The sequence below is a fragment of the Streptomyces sp. NPDC088812 genome, assembly GCF_044750285.1.
GTDB lineage: Bacteria > Actinomycetota > Actinomycetes > Streptomycetales > Streptomycetaceae > Streptomyces.
Genome location: NZ_JBIVJP010000002.1, coordinates 90203 through 112016, shown reverse-complemented (window position 1 = coordinate 112016; position 21814 = coordinate 90203). Strand labels below are relative to the sequence as shown.

The 21814-nt window shown below is 69.3% G+C and carries 16 protein-coding genes; 5 read left to right on the top strand and 11 right to left on the bottom strand.

Annotated features, from left to right (window positions below):
* Positions 1-262: 262 nt before the first annotated feature.
* The 5 genes from ACIP67_RS04160 to dndB all read right to left on the bottom strand — a co-directional run bounded on the left by ACIP67_RS04160 (position 263) and on the right by dndB (position 7258).
* Positions 263-2005, bottom strand: a complete 1743-nt coding sequence (locus tag ACIP67_RS04160) for a DUF262 domain-containing protein (protein ID WP_401687054.1) — start codon at positions 2003-2005, stop codon at positions 263-265.
* A gap of 131 nt (positions 2006-2136) precedes the next feature.
* On the bottom strand, positions 2137-2517 hold the full coding sequence (dndE, locus tag ACIP67_RS04155; RefSeq protein ID WP_401687051.1) for a DNA sulfur modification protein DndE: 381 nt from the start codon (positions 2515-2517) through the stop codon (positions 2137-2139).
* Complete coding sequence (gene dndD / locus ACIP67_RS04150) at positions 2507-4537, bottom strand: DNA sulfur modification protein DndD (RefSeq protein ID WP_401687048.1); 2031 nt, start codon at positions 4535-4537, stop codon at positions 2507-2509. Before dndD ends, dndE begins: the two co-directional genes overlap by 11 nt.
* Positions 4524-6122 carry a DNA phosphorothioation system sulfurtransferase DndC gene (gene dndC, locus ACIP67_RS04145; protein ID WP_401687045.1) on the bottom strand — a complete coding sequence of 533 codons (1599 nt, stop codon included), beginning with the start codon at positions 6120-6122 and terminating at the stop codon, positions 4524-4526. Before dndC ends, dndD begins: the two co-directional genes overlap by 14 nt.
* The gene (gene dndB, locus ACIP67_RS04140; RefSeq protein WP_401687043.1) at positions 6119-7258 is read right to left on the bottom strand and encodes a DNA sulfur modification protein DndB; all 1140 of its coding nucleotides are present in this window, start codon (positions 7256-7258) and stop codon (positions 6119-6121) included. The genes dndC and dndB overlap by 4 nt, the downstream gene beginning before the upstream one ends.
* A 249-nt stretch (positions 7259-7507) precedes the next feature.
* On the opposite strand from dndB, the gene dndA reads away from it, so the two are divergent.
* The gene (gene dndA, locus ACIP67_RS04135; protein ID WP_401687040.1) at positions 7508-8662 is read left to right on the top strand and encodes a cysteine desulfurase DndA; all 1155 of its coding nucleotides are present in this window, start codon (positions 7508-7510) and stop codon (positions 8660-8662) included.
* 13 nt (positions 8663-8675) lie between these two features.
* Here dndA and ACIP67_RS04130 read toward each other — a convergent pair whose 3' ends face one another.
* Positions 8676-10112, bottom strand: a complete 1437-nt coding sequence (locus ACIP67_RS04130) for a DNA phosphorothioation-associated putative methyltransferase (protein WP_401687037.1) — start codon at positions 10110-10112, stop codon at positions 8676-8678.
* A 164-nt stretch (positions 10113-10276) separates the two neighbouring features.
* Here ACIP67_RS04130 and ACIP67_RS04125 point away from each other — a divergent pair, with 164 nt between their 5' ends.
* Entirely contained in the window at positions 10277-10420 is a 144-nt protein-coding gene (locus tag ACIP67_RS04125; RefSeq protein WP_401687034.1) for a hypothetical protein, read from the top strand.
* Positions 10421-10985: 565 nt separating this feature from the next.
* Here ACIP67_RS04125 and ACIP67_RS04120 read toward each other — a convergent pair.
* Together ACIP67_RS04120 and ACIP67_RS04115 are read right to left on the bottom strand one after the other, a co-directional pair.
* Positions 10986-11699 carry a response regulator gene (locus tag ACIP67_RS04120; protein WP_401687032.1) on the bottom strand — a complete coding sequence of 238 codons (714 nt, stop codon included), beginning with the start codon at positions 11697-11699 and terminating at the stop codon, positions 10986-10988.
* Positions 11696-13087 carry a sensor histidine kinase gene (locus tag ACIP67_RS04115; protein WP_401687029.1) on the bottom strand — a complete coding sequence of 464 codons (1392 nt, stop codon included), beginning with the start codon at positions 13085-13087 and terminating at the stop codon, positions 11696-11698. The genes ACIP67_RS04120 and ACIP67_RS04115 overlap by 4 nt, the downstream gene beginning before the upstream one ends.
* 613 nt (positions 13088-13700) lie before the next feature.
* On the opposite strand from ACIP67_RS04115, the gene ACIP67_RS04110 reads away from it, so the two are divergent.
* The gene (locus ACIP67_RS04110) at positions 13701-14492 is read left to right on the top strand and encodes an ABC transporter ATP-binding protein (RefSeq protein ID WP_401687026.1); all 792 of its coding nucleotides are present in this window, start codon (positions 13701-13703) and stop codon (positions 14490-14492) included.
* On the top strand, positions 14489-17047 hold the full coding sequence (locus ACIP67_RS04105; RefSeq protein WP_401687024.1) for an FtsX-like permease family protein: 2559 nt from the start codon (positions 14489-14491) through the stop codon (positions 17045-17047). Before ACIP67_RS04110 ends, ACIP67_RS04105 begins: the two co-directional genes overlap by 4 nt.
* A 170-nt stretch (positions 17048-17217) precedes the next feature.
* On the opposite strand, the gene ACIP67_RS04100 is transcribed toward ACIP67_RS04105, so the two are convergent.
* On the bottom strand, positions 17218-18177 hold the full coding sequence (locus ACIP67_RS04100) for a D-2-hydroxyacid dehydrogenase family protein (RefSeq protein WP_401687021.1): 960 nt from the start codon (positions 18175-18177) through the stop codon (positions 17218-17220).
* A gap of 158 nt (positions 18178-18335) precedes the next feature.
* Here ACIP67_RS04100 and ACIP67_RS04095 point away from each other — a divergent pair, with 158 nt between their 5' ends.
* Positions 18336-19229 (top strand): glycosyltransferase family 2 protein, encoded by an 894-nt coding sequence (locus tag ACIP67_RS04095; protein WP_401687018.1) that lies wholly within the window; start codon positions 18336-18338, stop codon positions 19227-19229.
* 43 nt (positions 19230-19272) lie between these two features.
* On the opposite strand, the gene ACIP67_RS04090 is transcribed toward ACIP67_RS04095, so the two are convergent.
* A complete protein-coding gene (locus tag ACIP67_RS04090) occupies positions 19273-20958 on the bottom strand; it encodes a bifunctional 3'-5' exonuclease/DNA polymerase (RefSeq protein ID WP_401687016.1) in 1686 nt (561 codons plus the stop codon).
* 81 nt (positions 20959-21039) lie between these two features.
* Positions 21040-21807 carry a Clp protease N-terminal domain-containing protein gene (locus tag ACIP67_RS04085; protein ID WP_401687013.1) on the bottom strand — a complete coding sequence of 256 codons (768 nt, stop codon included), beginning with the start codon at positions 21805-21807 and terminating at the stop codon, positions 21040-21042.
* Between the last annotated feature and the right edge of the window lie 7 nt (positions 21808-21814).

Below are 21814 nucleotides of genomic sequence, written 5' to 3'. Positions count from 1 at the left end.
ACCATCGCACGGATACCAGGAGATGACGTTTTCGTCGTCCCAGAGTCCAACGAGGTGGTCACGCACCCACATTGCTGTGGTGCCACGGGGATTGCTGAGGCTACGGCTGTTAACGGTTGCAGCATCAGCACTATTTTTATATCCGAGAGGATGTAGTAGAAGGGCAGGCGAGGGAAGTCGCGCTTCAGCCTCGACCGGCTGACATTCACGTCCTTTGGCGTTTGAGCCGGTTGAGGAATGGATTCTCCGTGCCTGCCCTAGTTCAGCGCGGCCAGGTCTTGACCGCGAGTCCGGCAAGGACGGTCTGCCGGAGCCGGATGCTGTCCGGAGTCCACTCGTTCTTCTCGCCGATCTTTCTGGTCAGCTCGAAGCCTGACGCCTTGAAGACCTCGACCTTCTCGGCGAACGACTTGTTCCCGATCTTAGAGTTCACTCCAGTCTGCAAAAGCACCATGTTGCCAATGCGGTAGACCCAGCTGGCGGCGTCCTGCTTGTCCCCGCTCTTCTTGATGAAGTCCTCCCAGTCGGTTTCCTTGGCGTTCTGCGGGAACACGTGCTCCAGGTTGACCTGGCTCGGGTTGCTGTTGGGGACGAACTCCGGCTGGGACTCCTTTCGCCTTGTCGTCTCCAGGGCGCTCAGGTAGTACCGGGCAAGCTTGGAATCGCTTCTTCCGACCGTGGCGAGCGCGAACTGCTCCCTAAAGTCTGTGTCAGAGGGGATGAGGTCCTCGACGCGCAGTCGGACCTGCGCGGTGGTGGTGACCTCGCCCTTCCGGATGGCGACCGCGATCTGAGAGTACTGGTCCTCGAAGCGGCCGCGGTTCATCATGCTCATAATCATGCCGCGCACTGACCAGTTCACCATGGCCCGGAGGAGCTTCTCGAGCTCGTGGGAGTGGAAGTGCTCGACTGCCGCCAGCAGGAGGATCTTGTTGGGAACCAGGTCGAACATGGCGAGTGTGTCGAGAGCGGGACGGTGACCATTGCCGCTGCACTTGGTCGCCCAGAAGTCGCTCTCCGGGTTGGAGAGCGCGGTGTAGGCGTGTGCGGCTGACAGGAGGTTCTCCGAGAAGTGCAGCGCCTCCTGTCGGTGGGTCACCTCCTTGCGCATCTCCGCGTATAGATCGCGCTCGGTGATCTTGCCGACCTTCGAGCTCCAGTAATGGCGCAGGAACTTGGTGAACTTCGCATCGGCTGCCCCGAGCTGGAGCGTCCCGAGTGACTGGTGCCAGTTGTTCCGCACCGCGTTGAGGTTCTGCTGCTCGCCGGCGGCTCCGAAGAGATGGTTTTTCAGGAGGTCCGCGGTGGTCAGGTCGGCGCCTCGGTTGTTGAGAGTCTCGAAGATCACGTAGGCGTCTGCCTCGGTCGGGGTCTCGACCACGGCGAGCTGCGCCCGGTGCTGGATGTAGCTCACCCATTTCTCGAGGACGTTGGCCGCGTCCATCCCATGCAGGCTGCGGAACTGCGAGATCTTTTCCCGGAAGAACCGGTACGCCTTGACGAGGTCGGAGTCGGTCCTCGCGGGTTTCCCCGGGAGTGCGGTCTCGGTGGTGATCCCGAGGAAGTCGGGGTTGTCGCTCTCGTTGAGCTTGAGGTGCGACTCCGCGTACCTGTCGTTCCATGCCTTGCTGGCCAGGAAGGTGCGGCTGATGCCCACAGCCTGGGAGTCGTCCGCCTTGAGCAGGTTCCCCTCCAGAGTTCGCAGCTCGTCGCGGATGGCAGCGATCAGGAGGGAGGAGGTGACCAGCCGCTGCTGGCCGTCGATAATCCGCTTCCGAGTTCCGTCGCCGTCCTGGGTGATCACGATTGTGCCGAAGAAGTACTCCTCCTTCGCCCCGCCGTTGATCGCCCGGCTCAAGTCAGTCCAGTAGTCGAGGACCTCCTGCTCCACCTTCCAGCAGTACGAGCGCTGGAACTGGGGAACGACCAGGCGATTGTTGCGCAGGACCTCACCGATGCCGACGAGGTAGAGCTGAAGCGAGGTGCTGCCGTGTCCCGATGCCATACAGGGCAGCTTATGTGTCAATGAGTTAAGTAGTTCTGTGTTTTCTGATGACTGGTCGCCATCGTGTGGGGGGTGTAGGAAAGGGCCGAGCCGGCAGGCGAATCGGCCCTAACTGGGTGATTGTTGACAATTCAGACGGTTGTTACGGCCCCGATCAGCCCTTCGATCGCCGTCATCTCCTTGTGCGCACCCAAGTACCCGACCCCCCGGGCCAGATGGATCGTCAGCGTATTGGAGACGTTCTCGTCCGTCGGCTCCAGTCCGTCGGCCACGCAGCGCTGCTTGAGCAGGGCGAGGTAGAGGTCGCCGTGGGGTCCGGCGAAGGTCTTCCAGGACATCTCGACGTTGGAGTCGGTGACGACCTCACGAACCAGGGGGGTAGAGGCGTCCGCCAGGGAGAGCGCCAGGGCCCAGCGGCACAGGACGTTCCAATGGGTGATGCCGGTGGTGTGCTTCAGACGGCTCAAGCGGTCCTTGCTTGCGGTGGCGAGGCGGATGTTCTCAAGCGACATTGCTGGCTCCTACGTTCCACCAGTAACCCTCGACGACGCTGGTGGTGAAGGTGGTGTCATCGTGGACCAGGGTGTAGGTGTGGGCGACGGACTTCTTGAGGCGGCCAAGCAGGTACTCGTCGATCTCCTCATCGGTGGAGAGGAGGAGGACTTGGTCGCTGGCGTATGGGAAGTATCGGTCCACCAAGTGCTCACGGTGGCGGCTGTCGAGCCGGCCGAGCGGCGTGTCGATGACGCTGGGCAGGTGGTTGCCGGCGACCTTCATCAAGCCCCAGAGGAGGGAGACGGCGAGTAGCTGGCGCTCGCCCGCGCTGAGACGGCCGGGGTCGATCGGCTCTCCGTCGGTGTCAGCCAGGGTGAGCGTGAACTTGTCGGTATCGATGCGGAGGTCGTTCACCAGGCCCTGCTTGCGCATGAGGGTCTGGAAGCTCGTGAGCATTGCTACCTCGAGGCGGCTGATGTGCCGCTTGAGGAGGGCATCACCGAACTGTTCCAGCGTCTTCCGGGCCTTTTCCGAGTACTTGATGATCCGCTCGACCTCTTCGGCCTTCACCTTGGTGCGAACGAACTCTTCGTGGGCACGCTTTAGGGAGGCGGAGACGTATTCGAGGCGGCGCTTCAACTCGGCGACGTTGTTGAGGCTGTTCTCGTGCTCCCGTTCCAGCCGTGCGACTTCCTGGAGCTGGTCTTCACGCTCCTTCTGGATGGCCTCGACCTTGCTCTTGGCCGGTACACCCGCCAGCTGACGCTCCAGCTGCACACGCTCTTCGGCGGCTTCCGCAGCCTGCTGAAGGAGCTCGGCAGCTCGTGCCTTGTCGCGACTGAGTGCCTCGTCGAGTGCCGACAGCTGGGGGAGCGTGTCCGGGGAGAGGCCGAGATCCACCTTGAGGCCAGCGGACTTGGCGCGCTTGGCGCGGTCAGCCTCCAGCTCCTCCATTACGGCGGCCTTCGCCTCGGCAGGGAGCATATCCAGTAGCCACTGGTCACGTTCTTCGAGCACCCCCAGTACCTGGTGGGACTCGGCTGCCGTCCGCTCGCGACCAGCCTGTTTGTGCAGCTCCTTGAGGTGACTTCCCATCATGAGGAGCGGAAGTGGGCCTGCAGCCAACTGGACGAGGGAGCTGCGGATTTCGGCGAGGCGAGCGGAAACCTGCGCGTACTCGCGCTCGATCTCGACGCGACGCTCGAAGAGGTTTCCGCCCTCCTGCTTATAGGCAGCCTCCAGCGTTTCGAGAGTGCGCCGAGCTTTGACGAGCTTGCTGTTGCGCTGCGCGGCCTGCTGTTCTGCGTTCTCCAGGGCGGCGTCGGCCGCCTGCCGTTCCTGCTCCTCCGAGTGGATCTTGTCCATCAGGTGCTGCTCTTCGTCCGACAACTTCTGCCGGCGCTGGAGCGCGAGCAGGTCCGTACGGAGCTGCTGGACGGTGCTGACACCGAGCAGAGAGTGGATGGCCGATTCGATGACCGATGCTGCGCGCTCGGGGTCGGCGAGCGATTCGATCTTCTCTCCGTCGAAAAACGACAGCGAGGCGACTTCGAGGGGGAGCAGGCTCTCGATGTGATCGGCCCACTCCTGGCTGAGAACCCGGCTGTACTTCAGCTCAGGTTTGACGCGTCGCCCCGGCTTCGCCCTGGAGCCGTACTCCTCGTCGACGAACGCGTTCACGAATTCCTTGAGCGTCGTCTTGCCGCTGGTGTGCCAGCTGCGGACTACTTTGTAGTAGTGCTCCGTGCCGTCCACCGTGACCGTGAACTCCAGGATGATCTGCGCACCGCGGGTCGGGTCGGCCTGCCAGTTGATGCTCTCGCGGAGGTACGTCTCGTACGACTTGCTGCCTCGACCGCTGCAACGCGCTCGCGGCCCGTACAGTGCCAGCTGGATGGCGTCGAGGAGGGTCGTCTTGCCGCAGCCATTGAGGCCGCCGATGAGGACGATCGGCTTGTTCTTCTTGGTGGTCAGATCCAGCGACTGGGTGCCGCGGTAAGCCCCGAACTCTTCGAGAGTGATCTTACGCAGGAGCATCGATATTGGTTTCTTCGTCCAGGGTCAGGTGGGTCTGCGATTCCTCACGCCACTTGTTCTTGCGCTGCGCGAAGTCTATGGCGTCGGCGCTGTCCTCGTAGTAACCCTTCTTTACGGCGCTCTCCAGGGCTTGGAAGAGGCCAGCGCGTCGGGACATTGTCCGGTACTTGCGCTCGACGGAGAGCAGCTCGCGGACCATGTCGTAGTGCAGGTCGTCGTCCCCGCAGAGCTCCTTCAGGAGCTCCATCTCGTCTGCCCCCATGACGAGCTGCTCGTCCAGAGGTCCGCCCGGGAAGTCTTCGCCCGTGGACTCCTTGTAGATACGGGGGAGGGAGTCCTCGACCTCGTGCTTGTCGAAGACCCAGATGCGGCGGATCTCGTGCAGCTCGTCGAGGGTGATCAGCTCGATGTTCTTGACGTGCTCCGGCGCGTTGGCGCGGATCCACGTCTGGGCGTCCAGCAGGTCCTTGAGCCAGTCCTGGCGGAACTTCTGCAGGTACGGGCCGTGGATCGGGACCTCTTCGCCGTCAGTCCGGCGTGTGTAGACCATGACCTTGCCGTTCATGCGGCGGAAGTCTCGGGCCGGCTGGTCAGGGCGGGGGTACGGGAGCTTCCGGCCAGCGGGGAGTCCTTCCTCGCCCTCTTCGAAGTAGCCGAATGGGGCGTCGAGCTTGTCGCGGAGGTCCAGGAGCGGCCTCATCCACTCCTTCTCCTCGTCGTTCTGGATCATCGCCGACATCGACTTGTCCTGCTCGACGAGCGTGCACGTCCAGCACCCGAAGCGGCTGGAGCCGCAGGAGGGAGTGGTCGAGTCGACCACGAGCGGGCACTCGCCATCGCTGGAGGCGCCCTGGTACATGGTGAGGAGATCCTGATTGTTATAGCCCCACGGGTTGGGCTTCTGCATCAGGTACTCCCAGACGTCGTCGTTGGTCCAGTCTTCGACCGGGCTGTAGACGAGGGAGTTGGGAAGGTTTGCATTGGGGGAGAGGCGATCACGGACGCGCCGCTTTTCGTGCCTCTCCATGGCACGGGCGCGCGCCTGGCTCTCGGTCTTACGGATACCGAGCACCATGATCGCCTCGCCGTGTGCTGCCACGACGTTCCGGATGAAGGAGTTGGAGGGCTTGATCTTGAGGCGCTCGGTGCACCAGCGGAACTTGGGGCGCGGCGCCGGGTAGCCCCGACCGATCAGGTTGACCCAGAAGGTGTCCTTGATCTCCGGCGTCAGGCGATGAGGCTCGATAGGGAGGCCATGCTCGGCGGCGGCCTTCTCCATCGTCTCTAGGGATGTCGTCACCCACGCTGCGACGACGGGGTTCTCGACGAGGGTGTCGGTGCTGATGACGTGGACCGTCTTGGTGCGCTGCTCCGCCGGCAGAGCGGCGATGGCGTTCCATACGAGCTGAAGGACCGCGGTGGAGTCCTTGCCGCCGCTGTATCCGATGACCCAGGGCACTTGGTCGGCGGTGTAGAGCTCACGGACCTCGTCTGAGAGCTTGGCGATGACCTCTTCGAGGGGTTGCCCGTCGAACGGCTTCCGCCGGACGGGCGTAATGCCGAGTTGCAGAGGGATGGTGCTCATGCTTCGCCTCGCAGGTATGCGTCCTCTGCCCGCTGCTCTTCGGCGCTGAGGCCGAGGCGCAGGTGATTGCGCAGGTAGTTGACTGTAAGAGTTACATTTTGGTGGCTTTTGGAAACGCGGCCACCGACGATGGCACGGCCCTCCCAGTCTTTATTCGACCGAGTCCAGTCGACCTTTTTCAGAGGGGAAAGTGTCCGTTTCCAATTACTGGGTGCGGTGGATTCCCGAAGTAGCGAATTTCCGATGCGGCCGAGAGCGTGCAATGCGATTCCGTGACTGTGGATGAAGTCGCGCCGCATCTCGGGTGCCGAGAGCTCTCGCTTGCGAACCATCTCCCACTCGGGAAGCGTCGTGTCGATGTGCTCCCAGTACTCCTGCGCCAGCTCTGCTGCGGCGTCTACCTCGATCTCTAGGCCCTGGAGGAGGGACTGGGTGCCGTAGTAGAGAGCGCTCAAGGTGAACATCATCCGGGAGCGGGCGGAGAGGGTGCTCTTCTCCATCTCGACGTAGCCCTTGAAGACCTTGCACTGGCCGGCCAGGGTGCGCGCGACCTGGGCTTCGCTGTCCCGGTGGTCGTAGAGGACGCCGATGGACCGGGCCGGACGCACCGCGTGCCGGTTGAGGTCCGCGAACATCTGCTGCGAGCGGGCGAGCCCCGCGTCATGGAAGAAGACGACGGCGATCGTCTCGTTGCCGATGTCCGGGTTCTCCTTGAGGGCGTGCTCGATGGCTGCGCGCCGGTGCTGGCCGTCGTTGATCAGGAAACGGGAGTCCATGGGGATGCGCAGCTGCCCGGCACGGAAGGCGTTGCCGTCGGAGCCGAGATGGTCGAACTCCATGTCGCCGTCGACGGATGCGGTCAAAGCACTGAAGACGTAATCCTTCGGATTGTCCAGAATGTACTTCGTGAGTGCCGGGAGGCGTCCCTTATTGAGGATCCGCTGGGCGCGCAGTTCCGGCGAGAGCTCGTCTTCGTCGAAGATAAAGATCTTTGGGATGAGGCGCAGGGGGCACATCGATACGTAATACTCGCGCCCTGCCTGGATGCCGCGGATCGCAGGGAACGTGTACTCGAACCCCGTCGAGGTGCGCGGAGCTACGACTCTGGTCGCTGGTGTCGCTGCTTCGATCTCCACCCGGCAACCTTAGCGTACGTCATCCGTTTAACGTACGAAGCTTGCTGAAGTTACGTCACCTTCACGTACCTCAGACGCACGGGCAAGCCTGGGCGTGCGCCTGGCTTGAGTGAAGGGCGCTCCTGCACGGGAAGACGTACGTCGATGTCTGTGTTGACAACTCTGAGGCGCCGCACTGTGCGTCAGTCGAGCATGCGTGTACGTTAACTGTTTGACGTACCCGGTAACGGGATGATTGCTCTGGGATGGGTGAGCGCTGTGGTGGCGTATCTAGATGTGGCGGCGACGACCCGTGTGGAGCCGCGGGTGGCTGACGTGGTGCTCCACTGGATGACCGAAGACTTCGGCAACGCCGGCAGCCGCACCCACGAGTACGGAGCCCGGGCAAAGAAGGCGGTCCAGGAGGCCAGGGCGTTCCTCGCCGGGACAGTCGGTGTGAGGACCGAAGAGGTCATCTTCACCAGTGGAGCGACCGAGTCCAACAACATCGCGTTGCTCGGCATGGCCCCGTACGGCGAGAAGCACGGCCGGAAGCACATCATCACCTCCGCCATCGAGCACAAGGCGGTCATCGAGCCCCTGCTGCATCTGCAGGAGAAGCGGGGGTTCGAGGTCGATTTCCTGGCACCCGGCCCCTCGGGGCGGATCTCCACGGAGGCCGTCCTGGAGAAGCTGAGGCCGGACACCCTGCTCGTCTCGCTAATGCACGTGAACAATGAGACGGGCGTCATCCAGCCGGTGGCCGAGCTGGCGGAGAAGCTCCAGAAGACCCCGACTTATCTACACGTCGATGCCGCGCAGGGGTACGTAAAGGTTCCCGAGGACCTGAAGGCACCCATCGATTTGACCAGCATCAGCGGCCACAAGATCGGTGCACCCAAGGGAATCGGCGCTCTGGTGACCCGTCGTCGAGGCTGGGACAAGGTGCCGCTGGAGCCGATCATGTTCGGCGGCGGGCAGGAACGAAAGCTGCGCCCCGGGACGCTCCCCGTGCCACTGATCATGGGGCTGTACGAAGCAGCCAAGGTCTTCCAGGAGAACCGGTCGCGTTGGGAGCGGGACGCGAAGGAGATGCGGGAGCGGCTGCTCGCCGCGCTCGGGAAGACCCGCTTCCAGATCAACGGCGATGCTGGCCACGCGGTCCCGCACATCCTCAATGTGACCTTCGACGGGCTCAACGCCGAGGCCCTGATTGTACGGATCAAGGACCAGGTGGCCGTGGCGACCGGTTCCGCATGCACCAGCGCTTCGTACACACCGAGCCACGTGCTGACCGCAATGGGCCTCCCGGAGGAGGTGGCCACCAATGGCCTTCGCTTCTCGTGGTTCCCCGGGCAGGTCTCGGACTTCGACCCGGACGGCTTGGCGGAGACGATCGCGTACATGCAACCGGATGCCCGCTGACGGTTTGAGCTGCTCAGTCTTCGGGGCGCCGGACCAGCCGGTGTCCCCGAAGCATGCGACCGCACCTGATCAGTTCGGCCTCCCAGCCATTCTCGGTGCCGATCAGGTGCGGATTCTCATAGAGGCCGACGCGTAGCTCGGACTCGGTCAGACGGCGGCAACGCGGCACGTCCGGGTCGTCGGGCGCCAGGAATTCGTGCTTACGGTGGAGCAGAGGACGGTTGGCGGAGTTCGCGTAGGACATGTGCGAGGTCTCGAGGGTCTTGAGATCTACGAGGTACGAGGACATGATCCGCGGGTGTGGGTCCTTGTCGAATTCCGGGTAGTCGAGCCAGCTGATGGCTCGCCCCTGGTGCTTCAGCTTGGCGATGGTCCATTCCTGAGGGCGGCCGGCGGCGACGGAGGCGCAGTGCTCGTACAGGCGCAGGACTGTCGGCATCCGGTCGATCGCCCGGCGGTGCACGTACAGCGCGGTCGGGGTGATCTTGCCGACGCTGGATGCGTTCATGGCGCCCCGGATATAGGCGTCATCCCGGAGCTTGAGGAGTAGACGGTCGGAGCGCCTGCAGGCTTCCTTGTACGAGGTGAAGAACGAACGGACGTCGAGCTGGATGCCGAGGGGGAGGCTGCTGAACGGACCTCGGCCGTTGAAGAGCTCGACGGCGAGGAACAGCAGCGTGTTCAGCGTCGTGCGCTTGGCGCTCTCGGACACCCTCTCGGCGTCGGCGGAGTCGCGCATGAGGCGCTTAAGTTCGCCGGGTTTCAGGTGAGCGAGCTGTTCGGCCATCGGCCGGGGCATCTCGTCGACACGGGGCGGGCGGCCACGCCGTTCGACGTAGTCGACCAGCGAGGCGATAGCGGAAGTGGTATCGGCTGAAGCGAGCCACTCGGCGTCGGGGACGATGCGGTGTGCGAGGTAGCCCAGTCGGGCTGAGTCGTCCTTGAAGGCGTACACGATGCCGGGGGCCGCTGATATGCAGCGTGTTCCTGTGACCTCCTCGACGTAGATCCGGAGCTCGTCCGGGCCGAAGAGGTGCTGGAACGTCTGCCGGCTGGTGAGGAGGCCGTCGCCGTACTCCTGGCCGCGGACTTTGGACCGCTCCCAGGTGAGGCGAGCCGAGACGATGAGTACGGAGGTGGCGAGCCTCCATGCCTCCTTGAGCGTCTGCCGACGCTCGACGGGGTCCTCGATGATGTTCAGGACGTAGGTGAGGAGGACGACGTCGGAGGGGGCCACCGGCGCGCTCGAGCTGTAGTAGGGGTCCCAACCGGTGATCTTGCAATCGAGGCGCTGGAGGGAGGCGACGTCGCCGCCTCGGCCGCAGCCGTAGTCGAGGATCGTGCGGTCCGTGTTGAGCTGGCGGTCGGCCAGAGCCTGGCGCGCCGGCACGGAGAGGCTGGAGCGACCGATCGCGGTGCGGCGGCGGTCGCTGTTCCATGACTGCTGCATGTCGGCCTCGTCAGTCGAGGAAGGGGGCGGGTCGCAGCATAGGCAGGGCGGCGGTACGGGCGAGGAGGTTTCTGGAAGCTGAGGTTTCCAGCGCGTCCCTCAGTGCAACCGGTGAACTTGCCTGGCTGGCAGGCAAGACGGTGGGTATCGGAACTGTCATTGCGATGACACTCGCGCTCATCCAGGACCAGCCGCCGCCCGAGCAGCGGGGCGTGACTACCTCGGCAGCGACGATGCTGCGCACCCTCGACTCGGCGGCTGGGGCGAACGGCATCGCCGTTCTCACCGCGGCCCTCGACACCACCTAGCACCAGGGTCAGCAGAACCGGGCGCTCTGGGTTTCTTGCCGTGGTAGCCGTCGTGGTCGTCCTTGCTTCGGCCGTGTCGGCACCCCGCCGCCGTACGATCACTGGGTGAGACCTGGACCGCTGACCCCAGAATGAGTACTCGCCCCGGCAGCGTGACTCCGCTGCGGCGATTTCCTTGGGGCGCGGCATCCGCCCTGACAGTTCGGACCGCTCAGTTGCTGGTATGCGAGCGTAGGTCTGAAGCGTGAGCGCTGCGTGAGCGGACTGGGTGGCACCAAGGCGGATCGGGCGTCATGCTGATCAAGGCTGCAGGTCTCTGACCAGCGAGAACAGGATTCGGTGGCACCGCCCGGCTTCACCCGTCACGATCTTGCAGGCCCTCGTAATGCGTAGGTCTCGGGTTCGAATCCCGAAGGCGGCTCCGGCGAAGGCCAGGTCAGATGGTATCTGACCTGGCCTTTTGTGTTGTGCGCCCTGGGGTCGCGCAGGAGTGGGTGACTGCTGGGAACCAGCGTTGGGTGGAGGTCGAGGTGTTGCCGCAGGGTGTCACTTGGAGAACCCCAGGTCACGTGGGCGACCTGGGGTTCCTCGGTGCACTCGGGGTGTCGGGGAGCCGCGGAACGATCAGGCCCGTCTCGTAGGCCACCACGACCGCCTGGGCGCGGTCGCGCAGGCGGAGTTTGGCGAGGATGCGGGCGACGTGGGTCTTCACCGTCGCCTCGCTCAGCCCGAAGTGGGCGGCCAGGTCGGTGTTGCTCAGGCCGCGGCCCAGGGACTGGAGGACCTGGAGTTCGCGCGGGGTCAGGACCGAGAGGTCGCGGTGGAGGACGGGGGTGTCCGCGGCGGAGGTGAAGCGTTCGACCAGGCGGCGGGTGATGGCCGGGGCAAGCAGGGCGTCGCCGGTACGCGCGAGGCGGACGGCGGCCACCAGGTGTTCCGGCGTGACGTCCTTGAGCAGGAAGCCACTGGCGCCGGCGGTGAGGGCCGCGTAGACATAACGGTCCAGGTCGAAGGTGGTCAGCATGATCACGCGGGGCGTGTCGGGCCCGGTGCCGGAGAGGATGCGGCGGGTGGCCTCCAGACCGTCGGTGCCGGGCATGCGGATGTCCATCAGGACCAGGTCGGGGCGGGTGCGGTGGACCGCCTCGACCGCCTCGTCGCCGTCGGCCGCCTCGGCGACGACGTCGATTCCGTCGGCGGCCAGGATGAGGCCGAAGCCGGTGCGGACCAACGCCTGGTCGTCCGCGATGACGACGCGGGGCTGCGGCGGTTCGGTCACGGCCTCCCGTCCGTCCTCGCGGAGCACGGGACGACCGCGTGCACCCCGTAGCCGCCGGCGGGCCGCGGCCCTGCGTCGAGGGTGCCGTCGACGAGGGCCAGGCGTTCGCGGAGGCCCAGGAGGCCGCGACCGGTACCGGGGCCGCGACCGGTACCGGGGCCGCGACCGGTACTGGGGCCGGCGGTCGGGGCGGGAGTGCCGCCGGTGCTCGTGACGTCGATGTGCAGGGCGTCGGGGGTGTGGTCGAGGGCGACCCGTACACGGGCGCCCGCAGCGTGCCGGACGGCGTTGGTGAGGGCCTCCTGCACCACCCGGTACGCGGCGAGGTCCGCACCGGCGGCCAGCGGCGACGGGGTGCCGGTGACGGTCAGGTCCACGGACACCCCCGTCCCGCGGACGCGGTCGACGAGGGCGGGGATCCGGTCCACGCCCGGTTGCGGGCTCAGGTCCGGGTCGTCGGCCGGGCCGGGATCGTCGCCGGACGGGGCGAGCAGGCCCATGACGTGCCGGAGCTCCGCCATGGCCGTGCGCCCGCCCGCCTCCACGGCCAGCAGCGCCTCACGGGCACGGTCGGGCGCGACGTCCATCACCTTGCGGGCCGCGCCCGCCTGGATCACCATCACGCTCACATTGTGGGTGACGATGTCGTGCAACTCGCGGGCGATGCGCGCACGTTCACGGTCGACCGCGAGCCCGGTGGCGGTCTTCTGCTGCTCCTGGAGCGTGTGCACGCGCTGCTTCCAGACGTGCAGGGCGTTGGCGCCCAGTCCCACGCCGAGCAGCACCAGGAACGGCATCACGCCGGGCGTGAAGGGCAGGAAGTCCTCGTCGGGGAACGACGCGATCAGGCCCGCGCCGACGACCAGCCCGGTGAGCGCGCGCAGGCGGTACGGGCTGTACACGGCGGCGCCGTAGGCCGCGATCACGCACGACAGGAACGGGTACACGGACGCGGTGTCGCCGCTCAGGCGCTGGGCGAGCAGCAACGTCGTGACGATCACGGCCCCGTACACGGTCAGCGGGCAGCGGCGGCGCAGGACCAGGGGCAGGGCCGTCAGTGCGGCCAGGACGAGGTGCCACGACGGGACGGGACCGACCTGCTGCACCCATTCCACCGGCGGAGGCGGTAGGGGCGGAACCACCGGAACCGCCGGAACCACCGGAACCGCCGGTGTTGTTCCGGGAACCGGCACCTGCCCCGACAGCGCCGGGACGACCAGGCCGGGCGTGTCCTGCCACCGCACCGAACCCACGGTGCAGGCGGCGAGGGCCACGGCCAGGATCGCGTCGGCGGTCCACATCCAGCGGGAGGGCCGCGGCAGGGACTGCGGGGTGTGCGGCGGCGACGTCGTGCCCGACGCACCCGAAGCGTCCGAAGCACCCGACATACCCGACATACCCGATGTGTTCGCCCTGCCCGCCCTGCCCGCCCTGCCCGTCGTCCACCGGCGCGCCGCTGCCGGCCGCTCCGCGCCCAGCCGTAGTGCTCCCTGCCGCCCGTCCGCCGGCCGTGACCATCCCGGCCGTAGCGCTCCCAGCCGTGACCATCCCGTCAGTAGCGCCCTGTGCGGCACGGTGTTCCGCCGGTTCGTCTCCGTCTGCGGCCCGAGCGTGTCCGGCCGCACCGTGTCCGCCCGAGGAGCCCCGCCGGCCTCACCGGTCCCCCCGGCCTCATCGGTCCCCGCGGCCTCACCCGTTCCCCCTGCCTCACCGGGCCCGCCGGTCCCGCTGGTCTCACCGGTCCCGCTGGTCTCACCGGTCCCGCCGGTCCTGCTGGTCTCACCGGTCGCGCCGTCCATGGGCCCAGTGTGGCAAGGCGCCGGCCCGGGGCACATCCGTCCCGGAGCGGACGGACGGTACCTCCTCGGCGTACATCGTGGGGATGACGTGGCGGGCGGGTCCGTCCGGTGCGGCAGCCGGGACCGTCGTCGCGGGGGACGCCCCGGACGGGGGCGCGTCCCTAGCGTCGGGTGAATCCTCGACCACCGCCTGGGAGGCACCGTGGCAGCGACCGCGCCCGTCATCGACATCCGCGATGTGAGCAGGACCTACGGCGAGGGGCCGCCCGCCCTCGCCGGGGTCACGCTGAGCGTGGGCGCGGGGGAGGCGCTGGCCGTCGTCGGGCCGTCGGGCAGCGGCAAGTCGACGCTCCTCAACCTGATCGCCGGGCTGGACCGTCCGAGCGCGGGCAGCGTCACCGTCGACGGGCTGCGCGTGGACGGGATGAGCGAGACCGCCTCGGCCCGGTACCGGCGGACGAGGATCGGCATGGTCTTCCAGTTCTTCCACCTCCTCGACGATCTGACGGTCACCGACAACGTGCTGCTGCCGGCCCAACTGGCGGGCATCCCGAAGGCCGAGGCCCGCGAACGTGCCGTGGAGCTGCTGGAGTACCTCGGGGTCGCCCGGCACGCCGGGGCGTTCCCGGGGCGGCTGTCCGGGGGTGAGCGCCAACGCGTCGCGGTGGCCCGCGCGCTGATGCACCGTCCTGCGCTGCTCCTGGCCGACGAGCCGACGGGCGCGCTGGACACCGCCGCCGGCGCGGAGGTCCGCGAGCTGCTCGTCACGCTCAACGCGGGCGGACAGACGGTCGTCCTGGTCACCCACGATCTCGGTCTCGCCGAGGCCTGTGCGACCCGGACCGTCGAACTGGTCGACGGCCGGATCGCCCGGGACACCGGTACCGGCCTCGGCGCCCGTACCGGCCTCGGCGCCCGTACCGGCCTGCACCCCGGCACCGACACCCGCACCGGCACCGGCGATGCCGCGTCCGCCACGGGGGTGGGCCGGTGAGCACCCTGGGCCGGGTGGTGCGCGCGGGGGTCGCGCGACGGCGTGTGCAGACGACGGTGATGGTCCTGACCACGCTCGTGGCCGTCACCGCGTCGATCCTCGCGGTCGGACTGACGGTGGCGTCCCGGGCGCCCTTCGACCGGGCCTTCGCGCGGCAGCACGGTGCCCATCTGACCGCGCGGTTCGACGGGACGAAAGTGACGTCCGCGCAGCTCACGGCGACCGCCCGGGCGTCCGGCGTGAGCGCCGCGGCCGGTCCGTTCCGGACGCTCACGGCACGGCCGCGCACCGTCTCCGGCTTCGATGACCTGCCGGCCGGACTGGACCTCCCGCCGGTGACCGTCGTGGGCCGGGCAGGCGCCGGGGGCCCGGTGGACCGCATCGACCTCGTCGAGGGCGCGTGGGCCACCCGTCCGGGCGAGATCGTGGTGGCCGACGGCGTGCTGCCGGTACGGAAGGTGGGCGCACGGTTGGCGTTCCCCGACGCGGCGGACAGCCCGACGCTGACCGTGGTGGGTGTCGCCCGCTCGGTGACCGGCACGGCGGAGGCCTGGGTGACGCCCGCACAGGCCGAGGCGCTGGCCGAGGCACCGGCCGGGACGCAGGCCGACCCGTCGTCGCCGGACCCGTCCGGCGCGGACGGGACTAGCGGGTCCGGCGGGACTAGCGAGACCGGAGGGGCCGGCGGGACTAGAGGGTCCGGCGGGACTAGCAAGACCGGCGGGACTAGCGAGACCGGCGGGACTAGCGGGTCCGGCGGGTCCGGCGGGTCCTCGTACGAGATGCTCTACCGGTTCCACGACGCCGACACCGACGACGAGGTGGCCGCCGGACGGGACGCGGTGGCGGCGCTCGTGCCGCGGGGCGCGATGACCGGGACGCTCCCGTACCTGACCGTCCGGCAGGAGCAGACGGCCAACGCGATGGCGTTCGTGCCGTTCCTGGCCGCTTTCGGGGTGCTCGGGCTGTCGCTGTCGGTCCTGGTCATCGGCATCGTGGTCAGCGGCTCGGTCGGTGCCGCGACCCGCCGCATCGGCGTTCTCAAGGCCCTCGGGCTCACCCCGGCGCAGATCGTCCTGGCCTACGTCGGACAGGCGCTGGTCCCGGCGGCGGTGGGCTGTGCGGCGGCGTTGGTCCTCGGCAACCTGCTGGCCGGGCCGGTGCTGGCCGAGGCGGGGGAGGCTCTCGGCGCGCCGGCCGGCTCGCTCCCCCTCCGGGTCGACCTCGTGGTGCCCGCAGCCGCCCTCGTCCTGGTCGCGGGCGCCGCCCTGTGGCCGGCCCTGCGCGCGGGCCGGCTGCGCACCGCCGACGCGCTCACCGGCGGGCGGGCGCGTGGCACCGGCCGCGGGCGGGCACTACGGCGGCTCACGGCACGGCTGCCGGTGCCGCGCGCGGTGAGCCTCGGGCTCGCCCACCCCTTCGCGCGCCCGGCGCGGTCGGGCACGATGGCCGCCGCGGTCGCCTTCGGCGCCGTCTCCGTCACCTTCGCCGTGGGCCTCGCGCTCTCGCTCGGCGCGGTCTCCGACGGGCGCAGGCTCAACTCGGCCGGCTCGGTCGTCGTACAGGCGGGCGGCAGCCAGGGACCGCCCGGCGCCGACGTGGTCCCCGCGGCGGGCGAGGCCGACGTGCCGAAGGCCGATCCGGAGCGGGTCGCCGCCGTGCTGCGCGCGCAGCGGGGGACCAGCCGCTTCTACGGCACGGTCCAGGCCCAGGTCGGCGTGACCGGGATCGCCGGCGAGACCACGGTCGTGGCGTACGAGGGTGACTCGTCGTGGGGCGCTCCGCGGACGGTCTCGGGCCGCTGGCTGGACGGGCCGGGCCAGGCGGCGGTCACCGGCCGGTTTCTGAAGGCCGCCGGTGTCGAGGTCGGTGACACCGTGACCCTGACGCAGGGGGGACGGCAGGCCTCGGTGCGGATCGTCGGCGAGGTGTTCTTCACGGAAGGGAAGGGCATGGCGCTGCTGACCTCGACGTCCACCCTCTCCGCACTGGGTGTGGACGCGAGGCCCGGCCGGTACGACGTGAGAACGGAGCCGGGTACGGACGCGGACGCGTACCTCACCGCGCTGAACGCCGCCCTGGAACCGGTCGGCGCGACCGCCCTGCCCAACACCTCCGGCTCGTCCAGCGTGGTCCTGGCCATGGACGCGCTGATCGGGATGCTCACCCTGATGCTGGTCGTGGTGGCCGGCCTGGGCGTGCTCAACACGGTCGTCCTCGACACCCGTGACCGCATCCGTGATCTGGGCGTCTTCAAGGCCCTGGGGATGACGCCCCGCCAGACGGTGGCCATGGTGGTCGTCTCCGTCGCCTGGCCCGGCCTGCTCGTCGGCGCGGCCGTGGTCCCCGTCGGCGTCGCGCTGCACCACTGGATCACCCCCCTCATGGGGGATGCCGCCGGCCTCGCCCTGCCCGCCGCGACGATCGCCGTCTACGACCCGTCGTGGCTGGTCGCGCTCGCCCTGGGGGGTCTGGTCATCACGGTGGCGGGCGGCCTGCTTCCGGCCGGCTGGGCGGCCCGGACGGACACGGCCACCGCGCTGCGTACGGAATAGCGGGGCCGGCACCGCCGTACGCGCCGACGGGCGGGCCGGCCGAGTACGGGCCGGCCGGGGAGCGCGGGCCGCTCCCCGGCGCATGGCGTCGGCGAGCACGCGGGCGACATGGGCGGGCGGGGCGGCCCCGGCTCCCCGGCCGAGTACGGGCCGGCCGGGTCGGGAGCCGGTCAGCCGAGTAGGCGCACCGGCTCCCCGGCCAGGAACGCCCGGATGCCGTCCACGGCCTGCCCGTAGTAGCGCTCGTAGTTGGCGCGGGAGACGTAACCCAGGTGCGGGGTCGCCAGGAGCCGGGGTGCCGTCCGCATCGGATGGTCGTGGGGCAGGGGCTCGACGTCGAACACGTCCACCCCGGCGCCCGCGATCCGGCCCTCCCGCAGCGCGGCCAGCAGCGCGTCCTGGTCGACGATCGCCGCACGCGAGGTGTTGACCAGGAACGCCGTCGGCTTGAGGAGGGCGAGTTCGGCCGCGCCCAGCAGACCGCGGGTGCGGTCGCTCAGGGCGAGGTGCACGGAGACGAAGTCGCTCTCGCGGAGCAGTTCCTCCTTCGAGGCCGCCGGACGGACACCGACCTCGTGCGCGCGCTCCGGAGTGAGGTTCCGGCTCCAGGCCGTCACCTCCATGCCGAAGGCGAGGCCGACCCGGGCGACCAGGCTGCCGGTCCTGCCCAGGCCCAGCAGACCGAGTCGGCGGCCGTGCAGGTCGGCGCCGACGGTGGACTGCCACGGGCCGCCCTCGCGCAGGGCGGTGGTCTCCTGGACCAGACCGCGGGCGAGCCCGAGCAGCAGGGCCCAGGTGAGCTCGACCGGCGGGGTGGAGGAGCTCTCCGTGCCGCACACGGTCACGCCGTTCCTCCGTGCCGCCGTGTAGTCGATCACCGAGTTGCGCATGCCGGAGGCGATCAGCAGCTTCAGTCGCGGCAGCCGGTCCAGCAGCGAGGCCGGGAAGGCGACCCGCTCGCGCAGGGTGACCACACAGTCGAAGCCGGCGAGCGCGGCGACGAGTTCGTCCTCGGTGGCGGCATGCTCGGTGAAGGTGACGACCTGCACCCCGTCGCCCAGGACCGACCAGTCGACGACCTCGGTGGCGACGTTCTGGAAGTCGTCGAGCACGGCACAGCGGAAAGGCATGGCGGTCAGGTCCTCCTGCTCGGGGAAAAACGATGTAAAGCCGACACGAGGTGAACCGGCGTCGGGGCAGCCTCCGGATCTGAGGCAACATCTTGGTGAACGACGGGCACCGCCGGGACGGGCCGGGGAGCCGTCGAGGGCCGGACGGAGCGTGGGACGTGGTGGAGCCGAGGATCGCCGTTGCCGTGGTGACGATGGGCAACCGGCCCGCCGAGGTCGACGCCCTGCTGGAGTCGGTGGCGAAACAGGACCTCGCGCCCGCCCGCATCGTGATCGTCGGCAACGGCTGCCGGCTGCCCGAGTTCGCCCGCCGGCTCTCCCTGCCCGGCGAGGTCACCACCGTCGAGACCGACGAGAACCTCGGTTGCCCCGGCGGCCGCAACGTCGCCCTCGCCCGGCTGCGGGAGTACGGCGACGTCGACGTCGTCGTGGAGCTGGACGACGACGGGCTGCTCGTCGACGCCGACGTGCTGCGCCGCGTCCGCGACCTGTACGCCGCCGACCCGCGCCTGGGCATCGTCGGCTTCCGCATCGCCGACGAGCACGGTGAGACCCAGCGGCGGCACGTGCCGCGCGTGGGCGCCTCCGACCCGATGCGGGGCGGGTACGTCACCGGCTTCCTCGGCGGCGGCCACGCCCTGCGCATGGAGATGCTCGACCGGACCGGCGACTGGCCCGCCGAGTTCTTCTTCGCGCACGAGGAGACCGACCTGGCCTGGCGCGCCACGGACGCCGGCTGGCACATCCGCTACGCGCCCGAGCTGCTGCTCCGGCACCCGAAGACCTCGCCCGCCCGGCACGCCATCTACCACCGCGTCACCGCCCGCAACCGGGTGTGGCTGGTCCGGCGCAACCTCCCGCTGCCGCTCGTCCCGGTGCACCTGGGGGTGTGGGTCCTCGTCACGCTGCTGCGCACCCGTTCCCTCGGTGGTCTGCGGGCCTGGTTCGGCGGGTTCGCCGAAGGGGTGCGCACGCCGGCCGGCCCACGGCGGCCCATGCGCTGGCGGACGGTGTGGCGACTGACCCGGCTGGGCAGGCCCCCGGTCATCTGAGACCCCGCCCGGACAGCACACCCGGGGCCGTGGCCGCCGGTCGTCACTTGGCGTCCGCATAACACTCCACCACGGCCGTGGTGAACGGGAACCGCACCGGCGTCTCGCCGAACGTCAGCCGTCCGGCCAGGTCCGCCGCCTCCCGGATCGCGGCGACGACCGTCTTGGCCTCCTCCTCAGGACAGTGCACGATCACCTCGTCGTGCTGGAAGAAGACCAGCTCGGCCGCCAGGCCGGCGCATGTCCGGCGGAGTGCGGCGAGCAGCAGCAGAGCCCAGTCGGCGGCGCTGCCCTGGACGACGAAGTTGCGGGCGAAGCGGCCGCGCGCGCGGGCGTCGGAGGAGGAGTGGCCGGGCACCCACGGCCGGCTGTCGGCCTCCTCGTCCCCGGCGGGGATGCCCGCCTCCTCCGCCGTGCCGTCCGTCGCCCCGGCCACCGGCGGACAGGTCCGGCCCAGCCAGGTGCGCACGAGCCGGCCCTCCTCGCCGGCCCGCGCCGCCTCGTCGACGTAGGCCACCGCGCGCGGGAAGCGGCGGCGCAGGGCGGCGAGGTTCCTCAGACCGTCGCCGGACGTCTGGCCGTACACCGCGCCGAGCACGGCGAGCTTGGCCTGGGCGCGGTCGCCGGAGAAGGCGCGGTCGGAGACGGACTGGTAGAGGTCGGTCTCGCGGCCCGCCACCTCCATCAGCCCGGGGTCGCGGGAGACCGCCGCGAGCACCCGCGGCTCCATCTGGTCGGCGTCGGCGACGACGAGCCGCCAGCCGGGGTCGGCGACCACGGCCCGCCGGATCACCTTGGGGATCTGCAGGGCGCCCCCGCCGTTGGTCACCCAGCGCCCGCTGACCGTGCCGCCCGCGAGGAACCCGGGCCGGAAGCGGCCCTCCCGTACCCAGTCCTGGAGCCAGGACCAGCCGTGCGCCACCCAGATGCGGTACAGCTTCTTGTACTCGATCAGCGGCCGCACGGCCGGATGGTCGATCGACTCGATCTCCCAGCGCCGCGTCGACCTGATCCTGATCCCGGCCTGCGCGAACGCCTTGATCACATCGGCGGGCAGGTCCGGCCGCACCCGGCGCCCGAAGGCGGCGGACACCTCGTCGGCGAGCTCGGCCAGCCGACGGGGCTCGCCCCCGCCCGCGTACCGGTCGCCGAGGAGGTCGTGCAGCACCGCGCGGTGCACCCGCGCGCTCCACGGCAGCCCCGCCCGGTTCATCTCGGCGGCCACCAGCATCCCCGCCGACTCGGCCGCCGTCAGCAGCCGCATCCGCTCCGGGTACTCCGCCCGGTCGTGGCGCCGCTGCTGGCCGGCGTAGACGGTGAGGAGGTCGGCGAGCGGCAGCCCGGCGGCCTCCGGTTCGAACAGCGAGGACTGCGCGCCGGGCTCGGCGGACCGCTGCGGCGGGTCCGGCGGTACGGGCCCGCCGCGCAGCCGGGCCAGGGCGGCGGCGGCCGACCGGGGCTCGCCGTGCCGTCCTTCGTGGCCGAGCAGGAGGGTCTCGGCGTCCTCCACGTCGTAGCACCGCTCGACGCGCACCCCCGCGGCGAGCAGTCGCGGGTACACCTCGGCCGTCGAACGCCAGACCCACCGCGCCACCCCGGGCCGCTCCCGCACCGCCTCCACCAGATCCCGCTCCCGCACCACCGGCCCCACCGGCAGCCCGTCCCCGCCGAGGGCGACCAGTTCCGCACCGCCACCCTCGACCGGAGCGAGCACCCACCGATCACCCATACCGCGAGTCTGCCAGGGGGGTCTGACAACGCCCCGCGCGTCCGTGGCCGGCGAGCCCGAACGGCCCGGCCCGGCCCTCGCTCAGTCCCCCCGCTCTGCCTCCCCCTCTCCCGCCCGCTGCCCCTCCAGCGCCTTCACCATCTCGGCGAGCGCTTCCGCCACGTACCGCTCGACCTCCGTCTTCCGGATGCCGAGGCCGCTGAGCACGCCCTCGCCGTTCTCGAACTCCAGGAGGGCCAGGAGGACGTGCTCGGTGCCGATGTAGTGGTGGCCGAGGCGGAGGGCCTCGCGGAAGGTGAGTTCCAGGACCTTCTTGGCGTCCGAGCCGTAGGGGATGAGCTCGGGCACCTCCTCGGCGGCGGGCGGCAGCGCTGCCGTGGCGGCCCCGCGGACCGTGTCCGCGGAGACGCCCTGCGCGGCGAGGGCCTTCGCCGCGATGCTCTCCGGCTCGGCGAGCAGCCCGAGGACGAGGTGGGCGGGGAGGCCCTCCGGTGTGCGGGCCGCCCTGGCCTCGGTGTGGGCGGCCATGACGACGTTCCGCGCGCGCGGGGTGTACCGGTTGAAACCCTGGCTCGGGTCGAGGTCGGTCGATTCCTTGGGCACGAACCTCTTCTGCGCGGCCTGCCGCGTCACGCCCATGCTCCGGCCGATGTCCGTCCAGGAGGCACCCGAACGGCGGGCCTGGTCGACGAAGTGGCCGATCAGGTGGTCGGCCACGTCATCGAGGTGCTCGGCCGCGATGACCGCGTCCTGGAGCTGGGCGAGGGGTTCCGGGTGGACCTTCTTGATCGCGTGGATGAGGTCGTCGAGACGGACGGACGACGTGGGGTCCTGGGACGAGGAAGTCATGTGTCAA

What these genes read in the sequence shown, in the direction of transcription:
- ACIP67_RS04160 (WP_401687054.1), bottom strand. Translation starts at nt 2,005, where the DNA reads ATGGCATCGGGACACGGCAGCACCTCGCTTCAGCTCTACCTCGTCGGC.
- dndC (WP_401687045.1), bottom strand. Translation starts at nt 6,122, where the DNA reads ATGAGCACCATCCCTCTGCAACTCGGCATTACGCCCGTCCGGCGGAAG.
- ACIP67_RS04130 (WP_401687037.1), bottom strand. Translation starts at nt 10,112, where the DNA reads ATGCAGCAGTCATGGAACAGCGACCGCCGCCGCACCGCGATCGGTCGC.
- ACIP67_RS04100 (WP_401687021.1), bottom strand. Translation starts at nt 18,177, where the DNA reads ATGCCTTTCCGCTGTGCCGTGCTCGACGACTTCCAGAACGTCGCCACC.
- ACIP67_RS04125 (WP_401687034.1), top strand. Translation starts at nt 10,277, where the DNA reads ATGACACTCGCGCTCATCCAGGACCAGCCGCCGCCCGAGCAGCGGGGC.
- ACIP67_RS04090 (WP_401687016.1), bottom strand. Translation starts at nt 20,958, where the DNA reads ATGGGTGATCGGTGGGTGCTCGCTCCGGTCGAGGGTGGCGGTGCGGAA.
- ACIP67_RS04115 (WP_401687029.1), bottom strand. Translation starts at nt 13,087, where the DNA reads ATGTCGGGTGCTTCGGACGCTTCGGGTGCGTCGGGCACGACGTCGCCG.
- dndD (WP_401687048.1), bottom strand. Translation starts at nt 4,537, where the DNA reads ATGCTCCTGCGTAAGATCACTCTCGAAGAGTTCGGGGCTTACCGCGGC.
- ACIP67_RS04085 (WP_401687013.1), bottom strand. Translation starts at nt 21,807, where the DNA reads ATGACTTCCTCGTCCCAGGACCCCACGTCGTCCGTCCGTCTCGACGAC.
- dndE (WP_401687051.1), bottom strand. Translation starts at nt 2,517, where the DNA reads ATGTCGCTTGAGAACATCCGCCTCGCCACCGCAAGCAAGGACCGCTTG.